The following is a 15658-nucleotide window of genomic DNA, read 5'->3' as shown; positions in this document are numbered from 1 at the left end:
AATGAAATTATTAAAAATACTCTTTGTATTCGTCTTTTTAAACTCATCAAATTTATATGCAGAAATTTATAAATTAAATTGTAAGTACACAGATGTAATTAGAGGAGGCAACAAAAGTGTTAAGACTTCTGTTTGGTACATAAATAATGAAAAAAAGATGATTGCTCTAGCAAAAATAAATAATACCAATGTAAAATACACTTCAAATAAATGGGATGATAAAAGTTTTGGAGTCAAAAATGATGAGGTATTTATCAATAAATCCCAAATGAAAATTAAAAATAATATTTATGGAGTAGGAGCGGGTACTGATAAAAATAGTAAAGAAGTTCTTTTAATCGCTCTAAGCGAAGAAGGTTTAGATAAAGATCCAACTTGGATTAAAGTCCAAAAAGATACCAAAAAATTAGTTAAAATTAGAAGTGAAAAAAAAATTAGTGACGCAGAATATGGAAAGCAAATGGATAAAATTTACAAATTAAATGATCAAGTAGTAGCAAAATGGACAATACAGCAAAAATGCTCAAAACCAATTAAAGTAAAAACTGCTAAGAAAGATCCCCTTAATAAGGTTAAAGACAAGTTAAAAGAAACTTTAGATAAAATTAATTAATATTTAAGATCATAAATATTTGGTTTAATTGAATTTTCAAATTTAAGATGAAAAAAATACTTTGGTTTAGACACGATTTAAGAATTGAAGACATTAAAGATTTTCAACCTCATCAAACGAGCAAAAAACAAGCAGTGTTTGCAAGACATCTTGGAATGAAAAATAATAATGTTCCAACAATTAAGACTAAAAATCTTAGAATAGAAGAATTGTATAACTTAAACGATGATGAGTTTAACAGACTACAAGAGCAAGGTGTTTCAAAGAGGTTAGGAAATTAAAAATTTTTTAATATCTAAATAAAATCTTACGCGTTTAGATAACCAACTAGTAACGAAATAAAAGCACCTACGTGTACGACCATTATTGCTTTATCTTTCCACATAACTCCAACTGCAAACCAAAGAAAAATTCCTAAAAAAAATAAATAAACATTATAGGGAGTCATGTTTAATCCAGTCATCCCATAGCCAATTAATTGAATGATGGTTGCTATCCATTTTACATAATCAACTAATTTTATGTCTTTAATCATAAATTTATAAATTAATCTCAAGTTTCATATCACTTGAAACAGTAAAGGAAGCATCTTCAAATGAGGGCGGTCCAAACTTACCTTTGGCATTATTACTAAAACCAAATTGCTCTTTTGGCACGCCAAATAAATTTCTGTCCATTTTATTATTGTAGTTTTTATCAACAAAAATACCGATAGCATAATTACCATCTGGTAATTCAAATGTGTAAGTTACACTTCCAGTTTCTACATCTTCGATTACACCTTGAATAATGCCTTTTGCTGCACCACCTTTTTCACCATCATCATTTTCAAATACCTCTGCATCATCATAAATAGCTAAATGCATTTCACCTTTTTTCTCAATATTATTTACTTTCACAATTACAGTTGCAGCATAAGTATGAGATATAGTAATAAGAAACGGTAAGATAAAAATTACAAATAAATTTCGATAAAACTTGATCATGACTTTATTATTCAATGAAGCACACCCTATACCACTTCATGCAATTATGGCAATGATTGCAATAATTTTAGGTGGTATTCAACTTTCTATGAAAAAAGGTGGGGCAATTCATAAATTGTTAGGTCGTATTTGGGTAGGCTTAATGCTGATTGTAGCGATAACTTCTTTTTTCATACACGAAACAAAAATGTGGGGAGATTATAGTCCTATACATTTATTGAGTTTGTGGACAATTTTCTCTCTTGGTCTTGGAATTTACTTTGTAAGAGTTGGTAATATTAAACGTCACAAACAAGTAATGATCGCTTTATATTTTTTTGCTTTAATCCTAACAGGCTTTTTTACGCTTTATCCAGGACGTATCATGCATCAAATTTTAATTGGATGACAACTCTATTACCTCATATACGCGTCAATGACATTGGTTCTTGACTAATATTCTTTAATTTGATTCAAAATTGATAGAATTGAACATGTTTTGATTTAAAGACACAAAAAATTTCATCTATTTTGTATTACTTTCTTACCATCATGGAAAGCATGAAAAACAAAAGCAAAAGTGTAGTCGTAAAGAATATCTTGTAATTTTCCATCAATCTCTTTTTGAACTCTAACAAAACCTAAATCTCTACCTTCTTTAATTTTATTCTCTTCAAGTGCTGAATTTAAACCTTCAGACCAAGTAATAATTATACCATTTTTTTTAATGATTTTTTCTCTTTGAATTAAAGATAGTGAATAAGCAATCTCTTCAACAACAATTACATAATCCATTGGACTTATGTCCTTAGGAAGACCGCCGCTATATAGAAAAGGCAAACCAGATTTATCATAACCAACGTATGGATTGTCTCCATATCTTCTAGCTGCATCACCTTTTAATATTTTTATCTCATATCCTTTATTTTTTTTAATATTTAAGGCTTCTTTAAAAGGGATAATTAAAGCAGGTATTTTTTTTAATTTATTACCAGCTAATTCACCAACAATTCCTTGACCTGTAAATTGCTGCCACCATGTTTCAGTTTGCCTGTCATACATTATTAAGTCTGATTTACGCAATCTTCCAGATGTACCAAAATCTAAAACTTTATCTTCAAATCTACGATCAAAAACAATTGAGGCATTGCATAATGGGCAATATGTGACGGAAACTGGTATTCCACCAACCTGATCATTAACTATTTCATGCCAAGTTAATACTCGAATTGGATATATTTTAGCGTCATTATTTATTTCTAAATATATGACAGGTTCATTTGGACCCATGCTAATATCCATTTTTTTAAACTTAGGATTATCAATTGGAGGTATACCATCTCTTGGAGGCCCACCTGAAATTATCTCATCTAAAAAAATAGTTTTATTATGAAAGTCATTTTTTGGAAATTCAGATTTTGCTCTTTTTAAATCAAATGCAAAAAGGTTGCTTGAATGAAATAATAACAAAATAACTAAGATAATTTTTTGCATTTATCCTAGTAATATAATAAATCTCTGATCCATATACATGTCAATTACATTGGTTTCGATGTTAATTTAACTTAAGACTTCTTTTTTGATTTAAATTTTTATCTAAATTTTTACTAGATAAGTATTTCAAATAACTTTTTTTTATCTTTTTCCAATCTTTATCAATAATTGCATACCAGGAAGTGTCTCTATTTCTTTTTTTATAAATTGTAGCCTGTCTAAATATACCTTCAAATTTAAAACCTAATCTTAAAGCAGCTTTATTCGATTTTTTATTTAAACTATCACATTTCCACTCGTATCTTCGGTAACCTAAATTCTCAAAAACATTTTTCATCATAAGATACATTGCCTCTGTAGCCTCAACTGTTCTTTGAAGATTTTTAGCATAAGTAATCCAACCTACTTCGATTGTTCCAATTTCTGGTTTAATTCTAAGATAACTTGCTAAACCACAATAAGTTTTAAGTCTATTTGAGTAAATTGAGTAAAAAAATGGATTACCTGACAACTTATCAGTAGTTAAATACTTCTTAAAAGAACTAAAAGTCTTGTAAGGTCCTGTTGGCATATAAGTCCAATCAATTCCTTTTTTGTCTAAGGAAAAGTTTTTATACAAGTCTTTTGCATGCTTTTTTGGGTTAACTGGTTCTAAAAAGCAATATTTACCAATTAATTTTTTCTTTAAAGGATATTTTGCTTTATTAAATTTTACACTAAAGCCTATTTTCATTTTTTTTCCTAACTGATTTATCTAATTATCAGATATCAAATTTTTCTAATAAGAAATTGATTAATAAATTGTAAATGAATGCAAAACTGAAAATATAAAACAGAAAAATTGCTGCTTTAGAATTAAATATGTATCCAGTGGAAGTTAAAAGAACTAAGAAAAAGCTTATCGATAAAGCAAGTTTAGATAGCGCTTTTTTCTTAAAATGAGATTTAATTTCTTTTTTCTTCATATATCCTATTAACTAAAATACTTAATATACCAATGAATTTTAAAAAATATATATGGAAATGTAGATTGTTAGTTTTGAATACTCCAAACTACACTAATCAAGAGTATAAAAACTCAAAAGATATTTATCAAAAGCACATTAAAGAATTTCATAAACGATTTATCAAATTAGTTACAAGATTAGATAAAGCTAAAAACTTTAGTGTGAGTTTAATTGGCTTTGATGGAACCGAAAAAGCTAAGCTAGATACAATAAATCTTAAAAAGATATTTACCTTAGTTGATAAAATGCCAATGAATAAAATGATAAAAGATAAAAGTTTTAAACCTTTAAATCTTTCATTATTTTCTGATTATAAACCTGAGACAACTTTACATGGTTTAGGTTTTAAGAATAAAGAAAAGGCTCTTTATACAGTTAAAGCTATCAAAAAAAGATCAATTAAGTATCAAGTAAATGTTATTGCAACAATGCTTGGAAGAGCAAAAAATCATCCTAACAAAACTAAAGATATGGATGATGCAATTGTAATCTTTGAAAAGTGGATGAGAATGTATAAGAAGAATAAAAAGACCTAAATTAAAGAATAGTATAAATTTAATCACTTATTAAAATATGACTCTAATTGAAATAGTAGCTTTAATAATTTTTCTATTTCCTTTGGCTTTTAGCCCAGGACCTGGGAACATGTTCTTTGCAGCTAATGGAGCTAGATTTGGTTTTGCTAAAACTTTATCAGCAAATTTTGGTTATCATCTTGCAACGATTATAGTTACTTTCCTTATAGGTTTTGGTTTTAATATATTTTTTTCATTTATTAATGATCAATATCAATACATTCAGATAATTGGATCATTATATGTAATCTATCTTGCTTATAAATTCTTCAAGGCAAGCACATATGAAAACAACAATCAAAATTTAAAATGTACTTTTGTTGATGGAGTTATACTTTTAGTATTTAACCCAAAAGCTTATGTGATAATTTCTTTAATGTTCACAATCTTTTTAGACGGTTCTCAAAGTTTAATAAGAATAATTTTAATCAGTACAATTTTTACAGTTAATAACTGCGTGTCATTTACTCTGTGGACATTATTTGGTGACTTACTTGGTGCAAAATTTAGAAATGAAAAATATTCAAAAATATTAAACAAAATCTTCTCATTGTCTTTATTTTTGGTTGGTATATGGATGCTTTCAATTAAAATTTAAAAATACATAAAATGAAAAAACTTATATCTGCAATAATTCTTAGCATCTTAAGCACAAGTGCTAATGCTGATGATCAGCAAACTTTTGTGTTTAATAACCTACAAGGAGATTTCACGACTTGTTATAGTTATTACTTGTTATCTGAAGAGGGTTTAAAAAAAAGTGGTAGTGCTAATGATGAAACTATAGCAGGACTTAATAAATCAGCAGATTTATCATTAGAATCTGTTTTTATGATTGGTCAGCAATTAGGCATGAACACAGATACAATGAGAAATAGAGTTAAAACATCCTTTGAAAGTATGAAAAAAGAGATGGGTGAAGATTTTAAAAACTTTTCAGTAGTTTTAGATAAATACGGAATATTCTGTAAGGACTTAATAGAAAAAACAGACGATAGAGTTGTATTCTGGGAAGATAAATTTAAGTAAATTATTATTTAGATAATCAGAGGTTATGTTAACCTAACATCAACTAATGAGTAATATTTATCATTCAGATATTTATCAGTTTAACAAACCTGTTCCTAGTTATTGGGAAGCAACTTCAAGTGAAAATTTAAATTTAGATAAACTTCAAAAAGATATTAGTTCAGAAATAGTCGTCATAGGTGGGGGTTATACTGGTTTGCTTTGTGCAATAAATTTAATTGAAAATCATAATTTAGATGTAGTTTTGGTTGAGGCTGGAAAAGTAGGTTGGGGTGCTTCATCTCGTAATGCTGGATTTTGCTGTCTTCCTCCAAGCAAAATGTCTTATAAAAAAATGAAATCTGTTTATGGAACAGAAGAAACTAGAAAATTTTTTAAAAATTCTGTTGAAGGAGCTAATTACACTAAAGAATTAATTGATAATTATAATATTGATTGTGATGTAACGGGTGAAAATAATTTTGTAGTAGCTCATCACAAAAATAAATTTGATCAAATCAAAGAACAAGCAGAAGTTTATAAGTCTGAATTTGGTATAGAGACTAAAATTTATTCAAAGGAAGAATTTGATGAAGTAGGTCATGGTGGAACTGAGCAATTTGGTGCTTTTTCATACAAACCTGGTTTTGCAATCAATCCTTTAAAATTTGTAAACGGACTTGCAAAACATGCTTTGTCAAAAAAGTTAAATCTGATCATGAAAAAGAAATAGATAAATATATAGAAAAAAGAAATCTTGAAAGAGCAGAGGAGCTTAAAAAGATCAGAGAAGAACACAATAAACCAAAAATTACTTTTATTGAGCCTATTAGAAAAGATCCTTCAAGAGGCATGAGATTTATTACTAATTTTGAGCCTATTAATAGAGGAAGACTGGGTCATTCTAAGACTTTTTTAAAAGATATTAAAAAGCCCAAGACTTACTACTGGTAATGAGGGGTTGTGATTAATATGATATTAAATTAAAATATAAAAATATGCTTAGTTATATTGTTCCATTTTTAATTCTTATTTTAGTTGTGGTGTTTATTCATGAATATGGGCACTATTATTTTGCTAGAAAATATGGAGTAGGCGTTACTGATTTTTCTATTGGGTTTGGTAAAGAATTATTTGGTTGGAATGATAAACATGGAACTAGATGGAAAGTATGTGCAATACCATTAGGTGGATATGTTAAGTTTTTTGGAGATCGTAATGTTTATTCACAAGCTGATCATGAAGAAATTTTAGAAAAATATAATGAAGAAGAGAGAGATAAATTATTTATTTTAAAACCTTTGTATCAAAGAGTATTAATTGTATTTGGTGGTCCTTTAGCTAATTTTTTATTAGCTTTAGCAATCTTCTTTTGTATTTATACTTTTGTTGGAAAAGATTTTACTCCAGCTGTAATTAGCGAAGTCCAAAAAGATAGCCCTGCAATGGTTGGAGGCTTAAAAAACCAAGATATTATTTTAGAAATTGATGGCAACGAAGTTAAAAGCATCATGGAAGTCTCTAAATACATCACAATGTCAACGTCAGACTTTATAGATTTTAAAGTAAAGCGTTCTTACGAAGAATTAATTTTAAAAGTAAAACCAAACATAGTTGAAGGTGAAGATGGCTTAGGAAATAAAATAAATAAAAGAATGGTTGGTATAAAATTAAGTGCCTACAATGATAAAATTAATCATGTTAAATTAGGACCAGCACAAGCATTGTACCATGCAGCAAATGAAGTCTATTTTGTGAGCGTTTCTTCATTAAAATACATTGGCGGAATGATCATGGGAAAGGCGGATACTTCTCAATTAGGTGGACCAATAAGGATTGCAAAAATATCAGGGCAAGTTGCAACCTTTGGAGTGTTAGCTTTTATTAGTATGATGGCTTATATTTCAATAAGTTTGGGATTAATTAACCTGTTTCCTATACCAATGTTAGATGGTGGACACTTAATGTTTTATGCATTTGAAAAGGTTTTAGGAAGGCCTTTATCTCAAAAAACTCAAGAAGGCTTTTTTCGAATCGGATTGTTTTTGTTGCTATCATTGATGTTTTTCACTACCTTTAATGACCTAAAAGACCTTGGTTTATTTAGATAATTTAAATTTCTAAATTGTTAAAAAGATCAATAAAATCAACGTTTATTTAATTTTTAACAAGATATTGTGTGTCTTATTAATAAAGACACTAAAAAAAAGCTTGATTTATCAACGTTTATGACAAGTATCAATATTAACCAACAAAACCGGAGCTAAAATGAACAAAAAACAACTAGTAGCAAAGCTTTCTGGCTCATTAAACTTGAGCAAAGCAGATGCTGAGCGAACTTTTGATACAATTACCAACACTATTTTAGATGCACTAAAAGGTGATGATTCAGTAAAAATCGCTGGATTTGGTACGTACAAAGTAGCTAAAAGAAAAGCTAGAGTTGGAAGAAACCCAAGAACTGGTGAGCAGATTCAAATCGCTGCTTCTCAGAAAGTAAAATTCTTACCAGCGAAAGCTTTAAAAGAAGTATTCAATAGATAATATTCTTCCTAACAGCCCTAAACGATTGTAAAAACACGTTTAGGGCTGTTACTATATGCAAAAACTGCATACCCAATTTTCCTAATCAGCGTTAGTTTTTAAATTATTTAAATTTATAAACCACCACTTTAACAAGTGGAGGTCTTATGACTAAAATAATAAAGAGAATGTCTGCACCATTACTAAGTTTAGTATTTTTACTAAGCATGAGTAGTGCAGGTATGGCAGAGACAACTGTTTCTGCTGAAGTGGGGTTTATATTTAACACTCTACTATTTTTAATTTGTGGTTTCCTTGTCATGTTCATGGCAGCAGGTTTTGCAATGTTAGAATCTGGAATGGTAACTTCAAGAAGTGTTTCAGTAATTTGTGCAAAAAATATTGGTTTGTATGCAATTGCTGGAATTATGTTTTGGCTAGTTGGTTACAACTTAGCTTATGGTATTCCAGAAGGCGGATATATTGGATCGTTTGTTCCATGGTCAGATGCAAGTGCAATTGACACTGGTTATTCAGATGGTTCGGACTGGTTCTTCCAAATGGTATTCTGTGCAACAACAGTTTCAATTTGTTCAGGTGCTATGGCTGAAAGAATTAAGTTATGGCCGTTCTTCTTATTTGCAGCTTTATTAGCTGGAGTTATTTATCCAATCGTAATGGGTTGGCAGTGGGGTGGAGGCTGGTTAGCAGAACTAGGCTTCTCAGATTTCGCTGGTTCAACTTTAGTACACTCAACTGGTGGTGCAGCTGCTTTAGCTGGTATCATGTTGTTAGGTGCTAGAAGTGGAAGATTTGACAGTAAAGGTCAACCAAAAGCGTTACAACCTTTTGCTGCATCTTCAATTCCATTAGTAACAATAGGTGTATTCATCCTTTGGTTAGGTTGGTTTGGATTTAACGGTGGTTCACAATTAGCATTAGGTACTTTTGATGATGCAGTTGCGATCTCATCAATCTTTATCAATACAAATCTTGCAGCTTGTGGTGGAGTAATGGCCGCTGGTATCATTACAAGATTAATGTACGGTAAAACAGATGTAATTCAAATGTTAAACGGAGCAATCGGTGGTCTAGTAGCAATCACTGCAGAACCATTAGCACCATCTCCATTTGCAGCAATTTTAATTGGAGCTGTTGGTGGAATAATCGTAGTGTTTGGAACTAAATTATTATTTAGCTTTAAACTTGATGATGTTGTAGGTGCAATCCCAGCTCACTTATTTGCTGGAATTTGGGGAACACTTGCAGTGCCATTAACAAACGCTGATGCATCGTTCAGTGCACAATTAATTGGTGTACTTTCAATTAACATTTTTGTGTTTGCTGTGTCTTACATCATATGGTCAATAATGAAAGGTACGTTTGGAATCAGATTAAGTAAAGAAGCTGAAACTAAGGGTACAGACGTTACTGAGACGGGTGTAATTGCTTACGCAATACGTGACTAATTGCATGCAATATAGAGGCTCTTCGATCTCCATGTCGTTATCTCATTGAAGAGCCTCTAAACAAAGAATTAACTTATATCTCTCTCTAGTTAGTTAATAACCAAAGGCCCCAGAAATGGGGCCTTTTTTTTACACATATGCTTATTTTTCATAACTCTTTTGACCTATCAGCAGTACTTAAAATTTTAATGTTTATTAAAACGACAAGATCAAAAAAAGGAGAGAGATAATGATTAATCATTTAAAAAAAATATCATTAAGCTTATTAATATTTTTAAGCTTTACTAATTTAGCTTCAGCAGAAACAACAATGTCAGCTGAAGGACAATATATTTTCAATTCATTAGGATTTTATCTTGGTGGTGTTTTAGTTGCATTCATGGCAGCAGGTTTTTGTATGCTTGAGAGTGGACTGGTGACAACTAAAAGTGTTTCAACAATTGCAGCAAAGAATATAGGTAAGTTTGCAATTTGTTCATTAATATTTTTTTTCTGTGGTTACAATTTAGCTTACGGAATTCCTGAAGGAGGATTTATTGGATCATTTTCAATGTGGAGTGATGCATCTGAACTTTCAACTGGTTACTCAGATTATTCAGATTGGTTTTTCCAAACAATGTTTGTATGTGCAACTGCATCAATTGTATCTGGTGCTGTAGCAGAAAGAATTAAAATTTGGCCATTTTTTATTTTTGCAGCAATCATGGCTGGTATCATTTATCCTATTTCAATGGGATGGCAGTGGGGTGGAGGTTGGTTAGCAACTTCAGGTTTCTCTGATTTTGCTGGTTCAACTTTAGTTCATGCTTGTGGTGGAGCAGCTGCTTTAGCGGGTGTAATATTATTAGGTGCAAGAGAGGGAAGATTTAATAAAAAAGGTGAAACAAAATCACTAGTACCCTTTGCAGCATCTTCAATACCACTTGTTACATTAGGAACTTTCCTATTATGGTTTGGTTGGTTTGGATTTAATGGTTTCAGTCAACTTGCAATGGGAACGTTCGATGATGTAAATGCAATTAGTAAAATTGCAGTTAACACACATTTAGCAGGAGCTGCCGGTACTGTTACTGCTGCAGTCGTTACAAGATTATTAGGTGGTAAAACAGATATTGTAATGATGCTTAACGGAGCATTAGCAGGTTTAGTTGCAATTACTGCAGAACCTTTAACTCCAAGCCCAGTACTTGCAATCGCTATTGGAGCGGTTGGATCAATCATCATGTACTTTGGTACAAAGTTTTTAGAAAGTAAAAAAATTGATGATGTAGTTGGTGCAATTCCTGTTCATTTATTTGCTGGTATCTTTGGAACTTTAGTTGTGCCATTAAGTAATCCAGATACAAATTTTGGAACTCAGTTAACAGGTGTAATTGCTGTATGTGCATTTAGTTTCATACTTTCTTACATTACATTTAAAGTTCTAAAACAAACAATTGGTCTTAGAATTAGTTCTCAAGCTGAAAAACTTGGAACTGATGTTGCTGAAGTTGGTGTTAAAGCCTACGCAATAAGAGACTAAAATATCTCTCAATATATAACAATTAAAGGCTCCTTAGAAATAAGGAGCCTTTTTTTATTTTGAAATATCTTTTAATGTTTCCAGGACTTCTTTAGCGTGATCTTTTACTTTAACGTTCTCCCATATTTTTAGAATTTTACCTTTTTTATCAATTAAAAAAGTTGTTCTATTTATTCCCATGAATTCACGTCCCATAAATTTTTTCTTACCCCAAACTTTGTATTTTTTTAATACTTCAATCTCTTCATCTGCAAGTAAATCAAATTTGATTTTGTATTTATCTCTGAATTTATCATGGCTTTTTAAGCTATCTTTTGAAATCCCGTATACTTCGCAGTCTAGTTTTTTAAATTTTGCTAACAATTTATTGAAGTCATTAGTTTCAATTGTACATCCAGGTGTGTCATCTTTTGGATAAAAATATAAAATTACATATTTTCCAAGTGAGTCTTTTAAAGAATATTTATCTTTTGAAGTTGATGGTATTGCAAATGTTGGAGCTTTTGAGTTTATTTTTAATGTCATAATTTATTTTTTTCCCATATTTTTTTATAATCTATTAACGGTGATAAACCGTAAATTGAATTAATATTAGTAAAATGTACAGCTATTGCTGGCATAGGACTAATGCAAAATTCTTTTTTATATATATCATGAAAAGGTTTTTCAAAAGGATAATGTTCAAACTCGCATGCACTAACAAATTTTTTAAAATGTTTATTAATTATTTTTTTACTAGTAAGGAACGTACATAAAGTTTCGTTAATTTTACGCCAATGATATTTGTTTCCTAATAAAATATTTGAACTCTCAACCTTGTTATATAAATAAGGGTAATCTGCTGGGCACATTATAAGTTCGGTTCTTAGTTGAGTGGATATTCTTTCGTAAGCATATATCATTTCCTCAATAGCGTCGGGTTTGTGGATATAGTCATCTTCTACAAAATATACTAAATCCTCACAATTTTTTCCCAAATTTAAAGATTGATTTATATTAGACATGTTTGAAATCTGGTTATTAGTGACAATTTTTCCCTGTTGATTTATTTTTTTAATATTCTTTTTATACTTATTTATATCCAGTTGAATTATTTCACTGTCAAAAAATTGATTATTTAAAATTTTTTCAAATTTTTTAATGACTGCTTTGTCACTATTGTGATCAATAATTGTCAATTTTAATTTAATCTTTTTAAATATTTTTTTATTATTGTTAATTGAGTTAATAATTGAAACTAATGTTTTCAAAGAATATTCAGATTTATTTTTTTTAAAAATTCTTTTTTTTGATTGAGAAAGCATATTTACTGAGGCACATGTTCTTAAAATTATATCTAAAGATTTAACTGACCGTTTAATCTTAATTCTACCCATCGGGAGGATTAAAGACTCTTTACCTATATTAGAGAGGTTTTTTATGTCTTTTTTGTTGCTAACAGGAAGTGTTAAATTACCTTGATCAATAATTTCAAAGTCAAAAATTCTACAAATTTTAATAAACAGTTTTTTTAAAAAATTTGATTTAATTGTTTTATTTTGAACCTTCATAAGTTAGAAATAATTAATAATAACAGTTAAATCAATTTAAACTTTATTTATTGATCCTATGAGTGAAATTAAAACTATAAATGCTGATGAAGCATATAAGATGTTTCAAGAAAACAAATGCAATTTAATTGATATTAGAGAATTAAATGAACTAGAACTTACTGGAAGAGTTGAAGGAGCCAACCATATACCCATGGGAAATTTAGAAGCTCTTCTTGATCCTAATAGTGAAATTTTTAAGGAAGGCCAAATTAATAAAGACAAAGAGGTAGTCTTATTTTGTGCTGGAGGAATTAGATCTGAAATGTCAGTAAAGTCTTTAACCGAAAAAGGCTTCAAAAACATCTCTCACATTGAAGGTGGTTTTGGATCCATCAGTAATAGTAGTTTTAAAATAGTTTAAATATTTTTAATTTCATCTAAAGCATATTCTAGACGATCTTGTCCCCAGAAAATTTTATTATTTACTATAAAAGTAGGAGCTCCGAATACTTCTTTTTCAAATGCTTTTTGTGTTAACTCTTTTAATTTATCCTTAATGTCTTGGCTATTAATAGAATTAAAAAAATCATTTTCATTAATTTTTAATTTTTTTAATATTATTTTGACATTTTCCTCATTAGATAAATCTTGATCTTCTTTCCAATAAGCATCAAAAAAACTTTTTAAATACTGTTCCTTTTCACTAACATCAACACAAAGATAACCTCTCATTATACGTAAAGAGTTAATTGGAAATTTAGAATTCCATTTGAAATTAATTTTGTTTTTTTTTGCAACAAGCTCACAATCATTTTGCATATTTTTCATTTTATATTTGTTAAATGCAGGAGCAGTAATGCCAGCTAAGTTATGAAGACCACCTAACAATATTGGCTTTAATTTAAAATCAACATTGTTAATTTTTAAAATTTTTTTATATGCGATGTAAGCGTAAGGACTGATGATATCAAAATAAAAATCTATATGATTACTCATATAGATTTAATTTTTTGGCGTAAAATATTCTAATTATCCAATAAATAAACAAACCAATAGGACCAATTAAGTATGTAATTATTAAAGGAACTGACATTAATACTTTATTTATATAGTATTTTTGAGAGTCTTTAACCATCCATCCACCAATAAATAAATTTATAGCTACAAAATGAGTCCAGAAAAGAGTTAGGTATAGATTATCTTCAAACAGTCGAGATAACTCAACTAAACCAAGATACAAACTAAAATTAGCATCGAAATCATAACCAACGATGAAAGATCTGTATAAAATGTAAATATAAACCCCACTTAATAATAGAAATGGAAATATAGTAGTTACTACATATCTGCTCAAGTGAGACTGGGGAAATACAATTAAGATGAACCAAAAAGGTATAACTCCTAAATTGATCCACATATAAAGCACATCAATTGTGAAGTAGTTATAAATTTGTTCGATCATATTTATATTATATAAAATCTAACGATGATTCCTATAAGAAATAAGAGAAAAACACTTCAAGTTACTGTTGATGAAATGAGGAATTTTGCGTTTGCCTATGTTGAAAAATATGCACCTTCAAAACAACAACTTAAAACATATTTATTAAAAAAATATATGAAACTCTCTGCAACAGACTCTAGAAAGAAAGATGTAAACAAATTAATTGATATTGTTCTATCTGATCTAGAAAAAAATAAATTTATCAATGATCAATTTTATTCAGAAAGCAAAGCGAAGAACATGATCCAAAGAGGAAACTCTATAAATAAAATTAGAAATTATTTAATGGGCAAAGGAATTGATGATAGTTTTATTAAGGATACAGTTGAGAAAATAAAAGAAGATAATTCTGATCAGGATTTCTTTTCAGCAATAAAATTATGTAAGAAAAAGAGAATAGGACCAGCAAGAGCAGAGGATAATAGAACTTTGTTTTATAAAAAAGATATTTCTTTATTAGCAAGAAATGGATTTGATTTTGAAACATCAAAAAAAGTAATGGATATTGATAAAAATGAATATGAAAAGATAATTAAATTACTTTAATTTTCTTTTTTTCTCTTCATCAACAAGATGATTTATTTTGTTTCTAATATAATTTTTAACAAAAACAAAAACTAGTAATCCAAAAATTGATACAGTTACTATTATAATTAAAATAATTCTTAATTGTTCATCCATTAAATTATATTTTTACTTTTTAAAATTAAACTTGGATTTTTTAAATCTTTCTTACCATATAAAATTTCATCACCATCAAAGTCTCTAACAGACCCTCCTGCATTTTCTAAAATCGCATGTCCTGCCGCAATATCCCACTCGTAAGCTCGAGGTTCGGCAACATAACCATCAAACTCACATGCAGCAACAACACAAAATTTTAAAGAACTTTTCATTCTAGTATGTTCCTTAACACCTAATTCATCATAGATTTTTTGTATCTCAGGTTTAATTTTATTGCTGTAAGAAATGAAATTAAGTGGCTCTGTTCTTTTAGCTGGTAAGTCAGAAAGGTTTATTGTTTTTTCATTAGCAAACTCAAAAGATTTGCCCTTCCCATATGAATAAAACATTCTTTTTTTAGCAGGCGCATTTATTAATCCTGCAACAGGTTTATTATTGATAATTAAACCTGCATTAATAGTAAATTCCTCTAAATTGTTTATGTAATCATAAGTTCCATCGATAGGATCAACCAACCAAAAATCTTTTAATTTAGAATTATCTTTATTTTCAGAAGTTTCTTCTGAAATAATTGGAATGTCTGGTGTTACTTTTGATATTTGAGAAGAAATAAAATTATTTACTTCAATATCACCATTACTTACTGGAGTATTATCAGATTTAATTTCTTTACTTAATCCTTTTTCTCTAAGCTGAAGAGATAAATCTCCTGCTGATAAAAAAGCATCAACTAAATCTTCAATAATTTTTTGTAAGTCCATT

At 29.1% G+C, this 15658-nt stretch carries 24 protein-coding genes; 13 read left to right on the top strand and 11 right to left on the bottom strand.

The features are described 5' to 3' along the window. Position 1 precedes the first annotated feature (1 nt). Complete coding sequence (locus ACTTBK_RS03440) at positions 2-613, top strand: hypothetical protein (RefSeq protein WP_440618570.1); 612 nt, start codon at positions 2-4, stop codon at positions 611-613. Between the two features lie 47 nt (positions 614-660). Next, positions 661-894, top strand: coding sequence for a hypothetical protein (locus ACTTBK_RS03435; RefSeq protein WP_440618569.1), 234 nt, complete (start codon positions 661-663; stop codon positions 892-894). A gap of 26 nt (positions 895-920) precedes the next feature. On the opposite strand, the gene ACTTBK_RS03430 is transcribed toward ACTTBK_RS03435, so the two are convergent. After that, on the bottom strand, positions 921-1148 hold the full coding sequence (locus tag ACTTBK_RS03430) for a DUF6552 family protein (protein WP_440618568.1): 228 nt from the start codon (positions 1146-1148) through the stop codon (positions 921-923). Positions 1149-1152: 4 nt separating this feature from the next. Then, positions 1153-1614 (bottom strand): DUF2141 domain-containing protein, encoded by a 462-nt coding sequence (locus ACTTBK_RS03425; RefSeq protein WP_440618567.1) that lies wholly within the window; start codon positions 1612-1614, stop codon positions 1153-1155. On the opposite strand from ACTTBK_RS03425, the gene ACTTBK_RS03420 reads away from it, so the two are divergent. Next, positions 1598-1987, top strand: coding sequence for a DUF2306 domain-containing protein (locus ACTTBK_RS03420; protein WP_440618566.1), 390 nt, complete (start codon positions 1598-1600; stop codon positions 1985-1987). The genes ACTTBK_RS03425 and ACTTBK_RS03420 overlap by 17 nt on opposite strands. 113 nt (positions 1988-2100) lie before the next feature. Here the strand turns inward: ACTTBK_RS03420 and ACTTBK_RS03415 are convergent, their stop codons facing one another. The 3 genes from ACTTBK_RS03415 to ACTTBK_RS03405 all read right to left on the bottom strand — a co-directional run bounded on the left by ACTTBK_RS03415 (position 2101) and on the right by ACTTBK_RS03405 (position 4037). Next, complete coding sequence (locus ACTTBK_RS03415) at positions 2101-3072, bottom strand: DUF3179 domain-containing protein (protein WP_440618565.1); 972 nt, start codon at positions 3070-3072, stop codon at positions 2101-2103. Positions 3073-3133: 61 nt separating this feature from the next. Further along, positions 3134-3805 (bottom strand): GNAT family N-acetyltransferase, encoded by a 672-nt coding sequence (locus tag ACTTBK_RS03410; protein WP_440618564.1) that lies wholly within the window; start codon positions 3803-3805, stop codon positions 3134-3136. A gap of 28 nt (positions 3806-3833) precedes the next feature. Next, positions 3834-4037 (bottom strand): hypothetical protein, encoded by a 204-nt coding sequence (locus ACTTBK_RS03405; protein WP_440618563.1) that lies wholly within the window; start codon positions 4035-4037, stop codon positions 3834-3836. Between the two features lie 32 nt (positions 4038-4069). On the opposite strand from ACTTBK_RS03405, the gene ACTTBK_RS03400 reads away from it, so the two are divergent. The 8 genes from ACTTBK_RS03400 to ACTTBK_RS03365 all read left to right on the top strand — a co-directional run bounded on the left by ACTTBK_RS03400 (position 4070) and on the right by ACTTBK_RS03365 (position 11176). Then, on the top strand, positions 4070-4615 hold the full coding sequence (locus tag ACTTBK_RS03400; RefSeq protein WP_440618562.1) for a DUF4174 domain-containing protein: 546 nt from the start codon (positions 4070-4072) through the stop codon (positions 4613-4615). Between the two features lie 37 nt (positions 4616-4652). Next, a complete protein-coding gene (locus tag ACTTBK_RS03395) occupies positions 4653-5252 on the top strand; it encodes a LysE family translocator (protein WP_440618561.1) in 600 nt (199 codons plus the stop codon). Positions 5253-5263: 11 nt separating this feature from the next. Next, positions 5264-5683, top strand: a complete 420-nt coding sequence (locus tag ACTTBK_RS03390) for a hypothetical protein (RefSeq protein WP_440618560.1) — start codon at positions 5264-5266, stop codon at positions 5681-5683. 46 nt (positions 5684-5729) lie between these two features. Then, complete coding sequence (locus ACTTBK_RS03385; RefSeq protein ID WP_440618559.1) at positions 5730-6395, top strand: NAD(P)/FAD-dependent oxidoreductase; 666 nt, start codon at positions 5730-5732, stop codon at positions 6393-6395. A gap of 265 nt (positions 6396-6660) precedes the next feature. Continuing rightward, positions 6661-7773 carry an RIP metalloprotease RseP gene (rseP, locus tag ACTTBK_RS03380; RefSeq protein WP_440618558.1) on the top strand — a complete coding sequence of 371 codons (1113 nt, stop codon included), beginning with the start codon at positions 6661-6663 and terminating at the stop codon, positions 7771-7773. Positions 7774-7930: 157 nt separating this feature from the next. Next, entirely contained in the window at positions 7931-8206 is a 276-nt protein-coding gene (locus ACTTBK_RS03375; protein WP_075506581.1) for an HU family DNA-binding protein, read from the top strand. A 146-nt stretch (positions 8207-8352) separates the two neighbouring features. Next, positions 8353-9654, top strand: coding sequence for an ammonium transporter (locus ACTTBK_RS03370; RefSeq protein ID WP_440618557.1), 1302 nt, complete (start codon positions 8353-8355; stop codon positions 9652-9654). 229 nt (positions 9655-9883) lie between these two features. Next, the gene (locus tag ACTTBK_RS03365) at positions 9884-11176 is read left to right on the top strand and encodes an ammonium transporter (protein ID WP_440614682.1); all 1293 of its coding nucleotides are present in this window, start codon (positions 9884-9886) and stop codon (positions 11174-11176) included. A 54-nt stretch (positions 11177-11230) separates the two neighbouring features. Here the strand turns inward: ACTTBK_RS03365 and bcp are convergent, their stop codons facing one another. Together bcp and ACTTBK_RS03355 are read right to left on the bottom strand one after the other, a co-directional pair. Continuing rightward, entirely contained in the window at positions 11231-11701 is a 471-nt protein-coding gene (gene bcp / locus ACTTBK_RS03360; protein ID WP_440618556.1) for a thioredoxin-dependent thiol peroxidase, read from the bottom strand. Then, positions 11698-12726 (bottom strand): glycosyltransferase family 2 protein, encoded by a 1029-nt coding sequence (locus ACTTBK_RS03355; protein WP_440618555.1) that lies wholly within the window; start codon positions 12724-12726, stop codon positions 11698-11700. Before ACTTBK_RS03355 ends, bcp begins: the two co-directional genes overlap by 4 nt. A 58-nt stretch (positions 12727-12784) precedes the next feature. Here ACTTBK_RS03355 and ACTTBK_RS03350 point away from each other — a divergent pair, with 58 nt between their 5' ends. Next, complete coding sequence (locus tag ACTTBK_RS03350; RefSeq protein ID WP_440618554.1) at positions 12785-13129, top strand: rhodanese-like domain-containing protein; 345 nt, start codon at positions 12785-12787, stop codon at positions 13127-13129. On the opposite strand, the gene ACTTBK_RS03345 is transcribed toward ACTTBK_RS03350, so the two are convergent. Both ACTTBK_RS03345 and ACTTBK_RS03340 read right to left on the bottom strand, forming a co-directional pair. After that, complete coding sequence (locus ACTTBK_RS03345) at positions 13126-13704, bottom strand: 2-hydroxychromene-2-carboxylate isomerase (RefSeq protein ID WP_440618553.1); 579 nt, start codon at positions 13702-13704, stop codon at positions 13126-13128. The two genes, ACTTBK_RS03350 and ACTTBK_RS03345, sit on opposite strands and share 4 nt — an antisense overlap. Further along, the gene (locus tag ACTTBK_RS03340) at positions 13697-14170 is read right to left on the bottom strand and encodes an ABA4-like family protein (RefSeq protein WP_440618552.1); all 474 of its coding nucleotides are present in this window, start codon (positions 14168-14170) and stop codon (positions 13697-13699) included. The genes ACTTBK_RS03345 and ACTTBK_RS03340 overlap by 8 nt, the downstream gene beginning before the upstream one ends. A gap of 24 nt (positions 14171-14194) precedes the next feature. Here ACTTBK_RS03340 and ACTTBK_RS03335 point away from each other — a divergent pair, with 24 nt between their 5' ends. After that, the gene (locus ACTTBK_RS03335) at positions 14195-14758 is read left to right on the top strand and encodes a regulatory protein RecX (RefSeq protein ID WP_440618551.1); all 564 of its coding nucleotides are present in this window, start codon (positions 14195-14197) and stop codon (positions 14756-14758) included. On the opposite strand, the gene ACTTBK_RS03330 is transcribed toward ACTTBK_RS03335, so the two are convergent. Together ACTTBK_RS03330 and ACTTBK_RS03325 are read right to left on the bottom strand one after the other, a co-directional pair. After that, positions 14750-14893, bottom strand: a complete 144-nt coding sequence (locus ACTTBK_RS03330) for a hypothetical protein (RefSeq protein ID WP_440618550.1) — start codon at positions 14891-14893, stop codon at positions 14750-14752. The genes ACTTBK_RS03335 and ACTTBK_RS03330 overlap by 9 nt on opposite strands. Beyond that, positions 14893-15657, bottom strand: coding sequence for a 3'(2'),5'-bisphosphate nucleotidase CysQ family protein (locus ACTTBK_RS03325; protein ID WP_440618549.1), 765 nt, complete (start codon positions 15655-15657; stop codon positions 14893-14895). Before ACTTBK_RS03325 ends, ACTTBK_RS03330 begins: the two co-directional genes overlap by 1 nt. Position 15658 lies beyond the last annotated feature (1 nt).

The sequence above is a fragment of the Candidatus Pelagibacter sp. HIMB1493 genome, assembly GCF_052047995.1.
Taxonomy (GTDB): domain Bacteria; phylum Pseudomonadota; class Alphaproteobacteria; order Pelagibacterales; family Pelagibacteraceae; genus Pelagibacter.
This window is presented reverse-complemented; position numbering and strand designations above follow the sequence as displayed.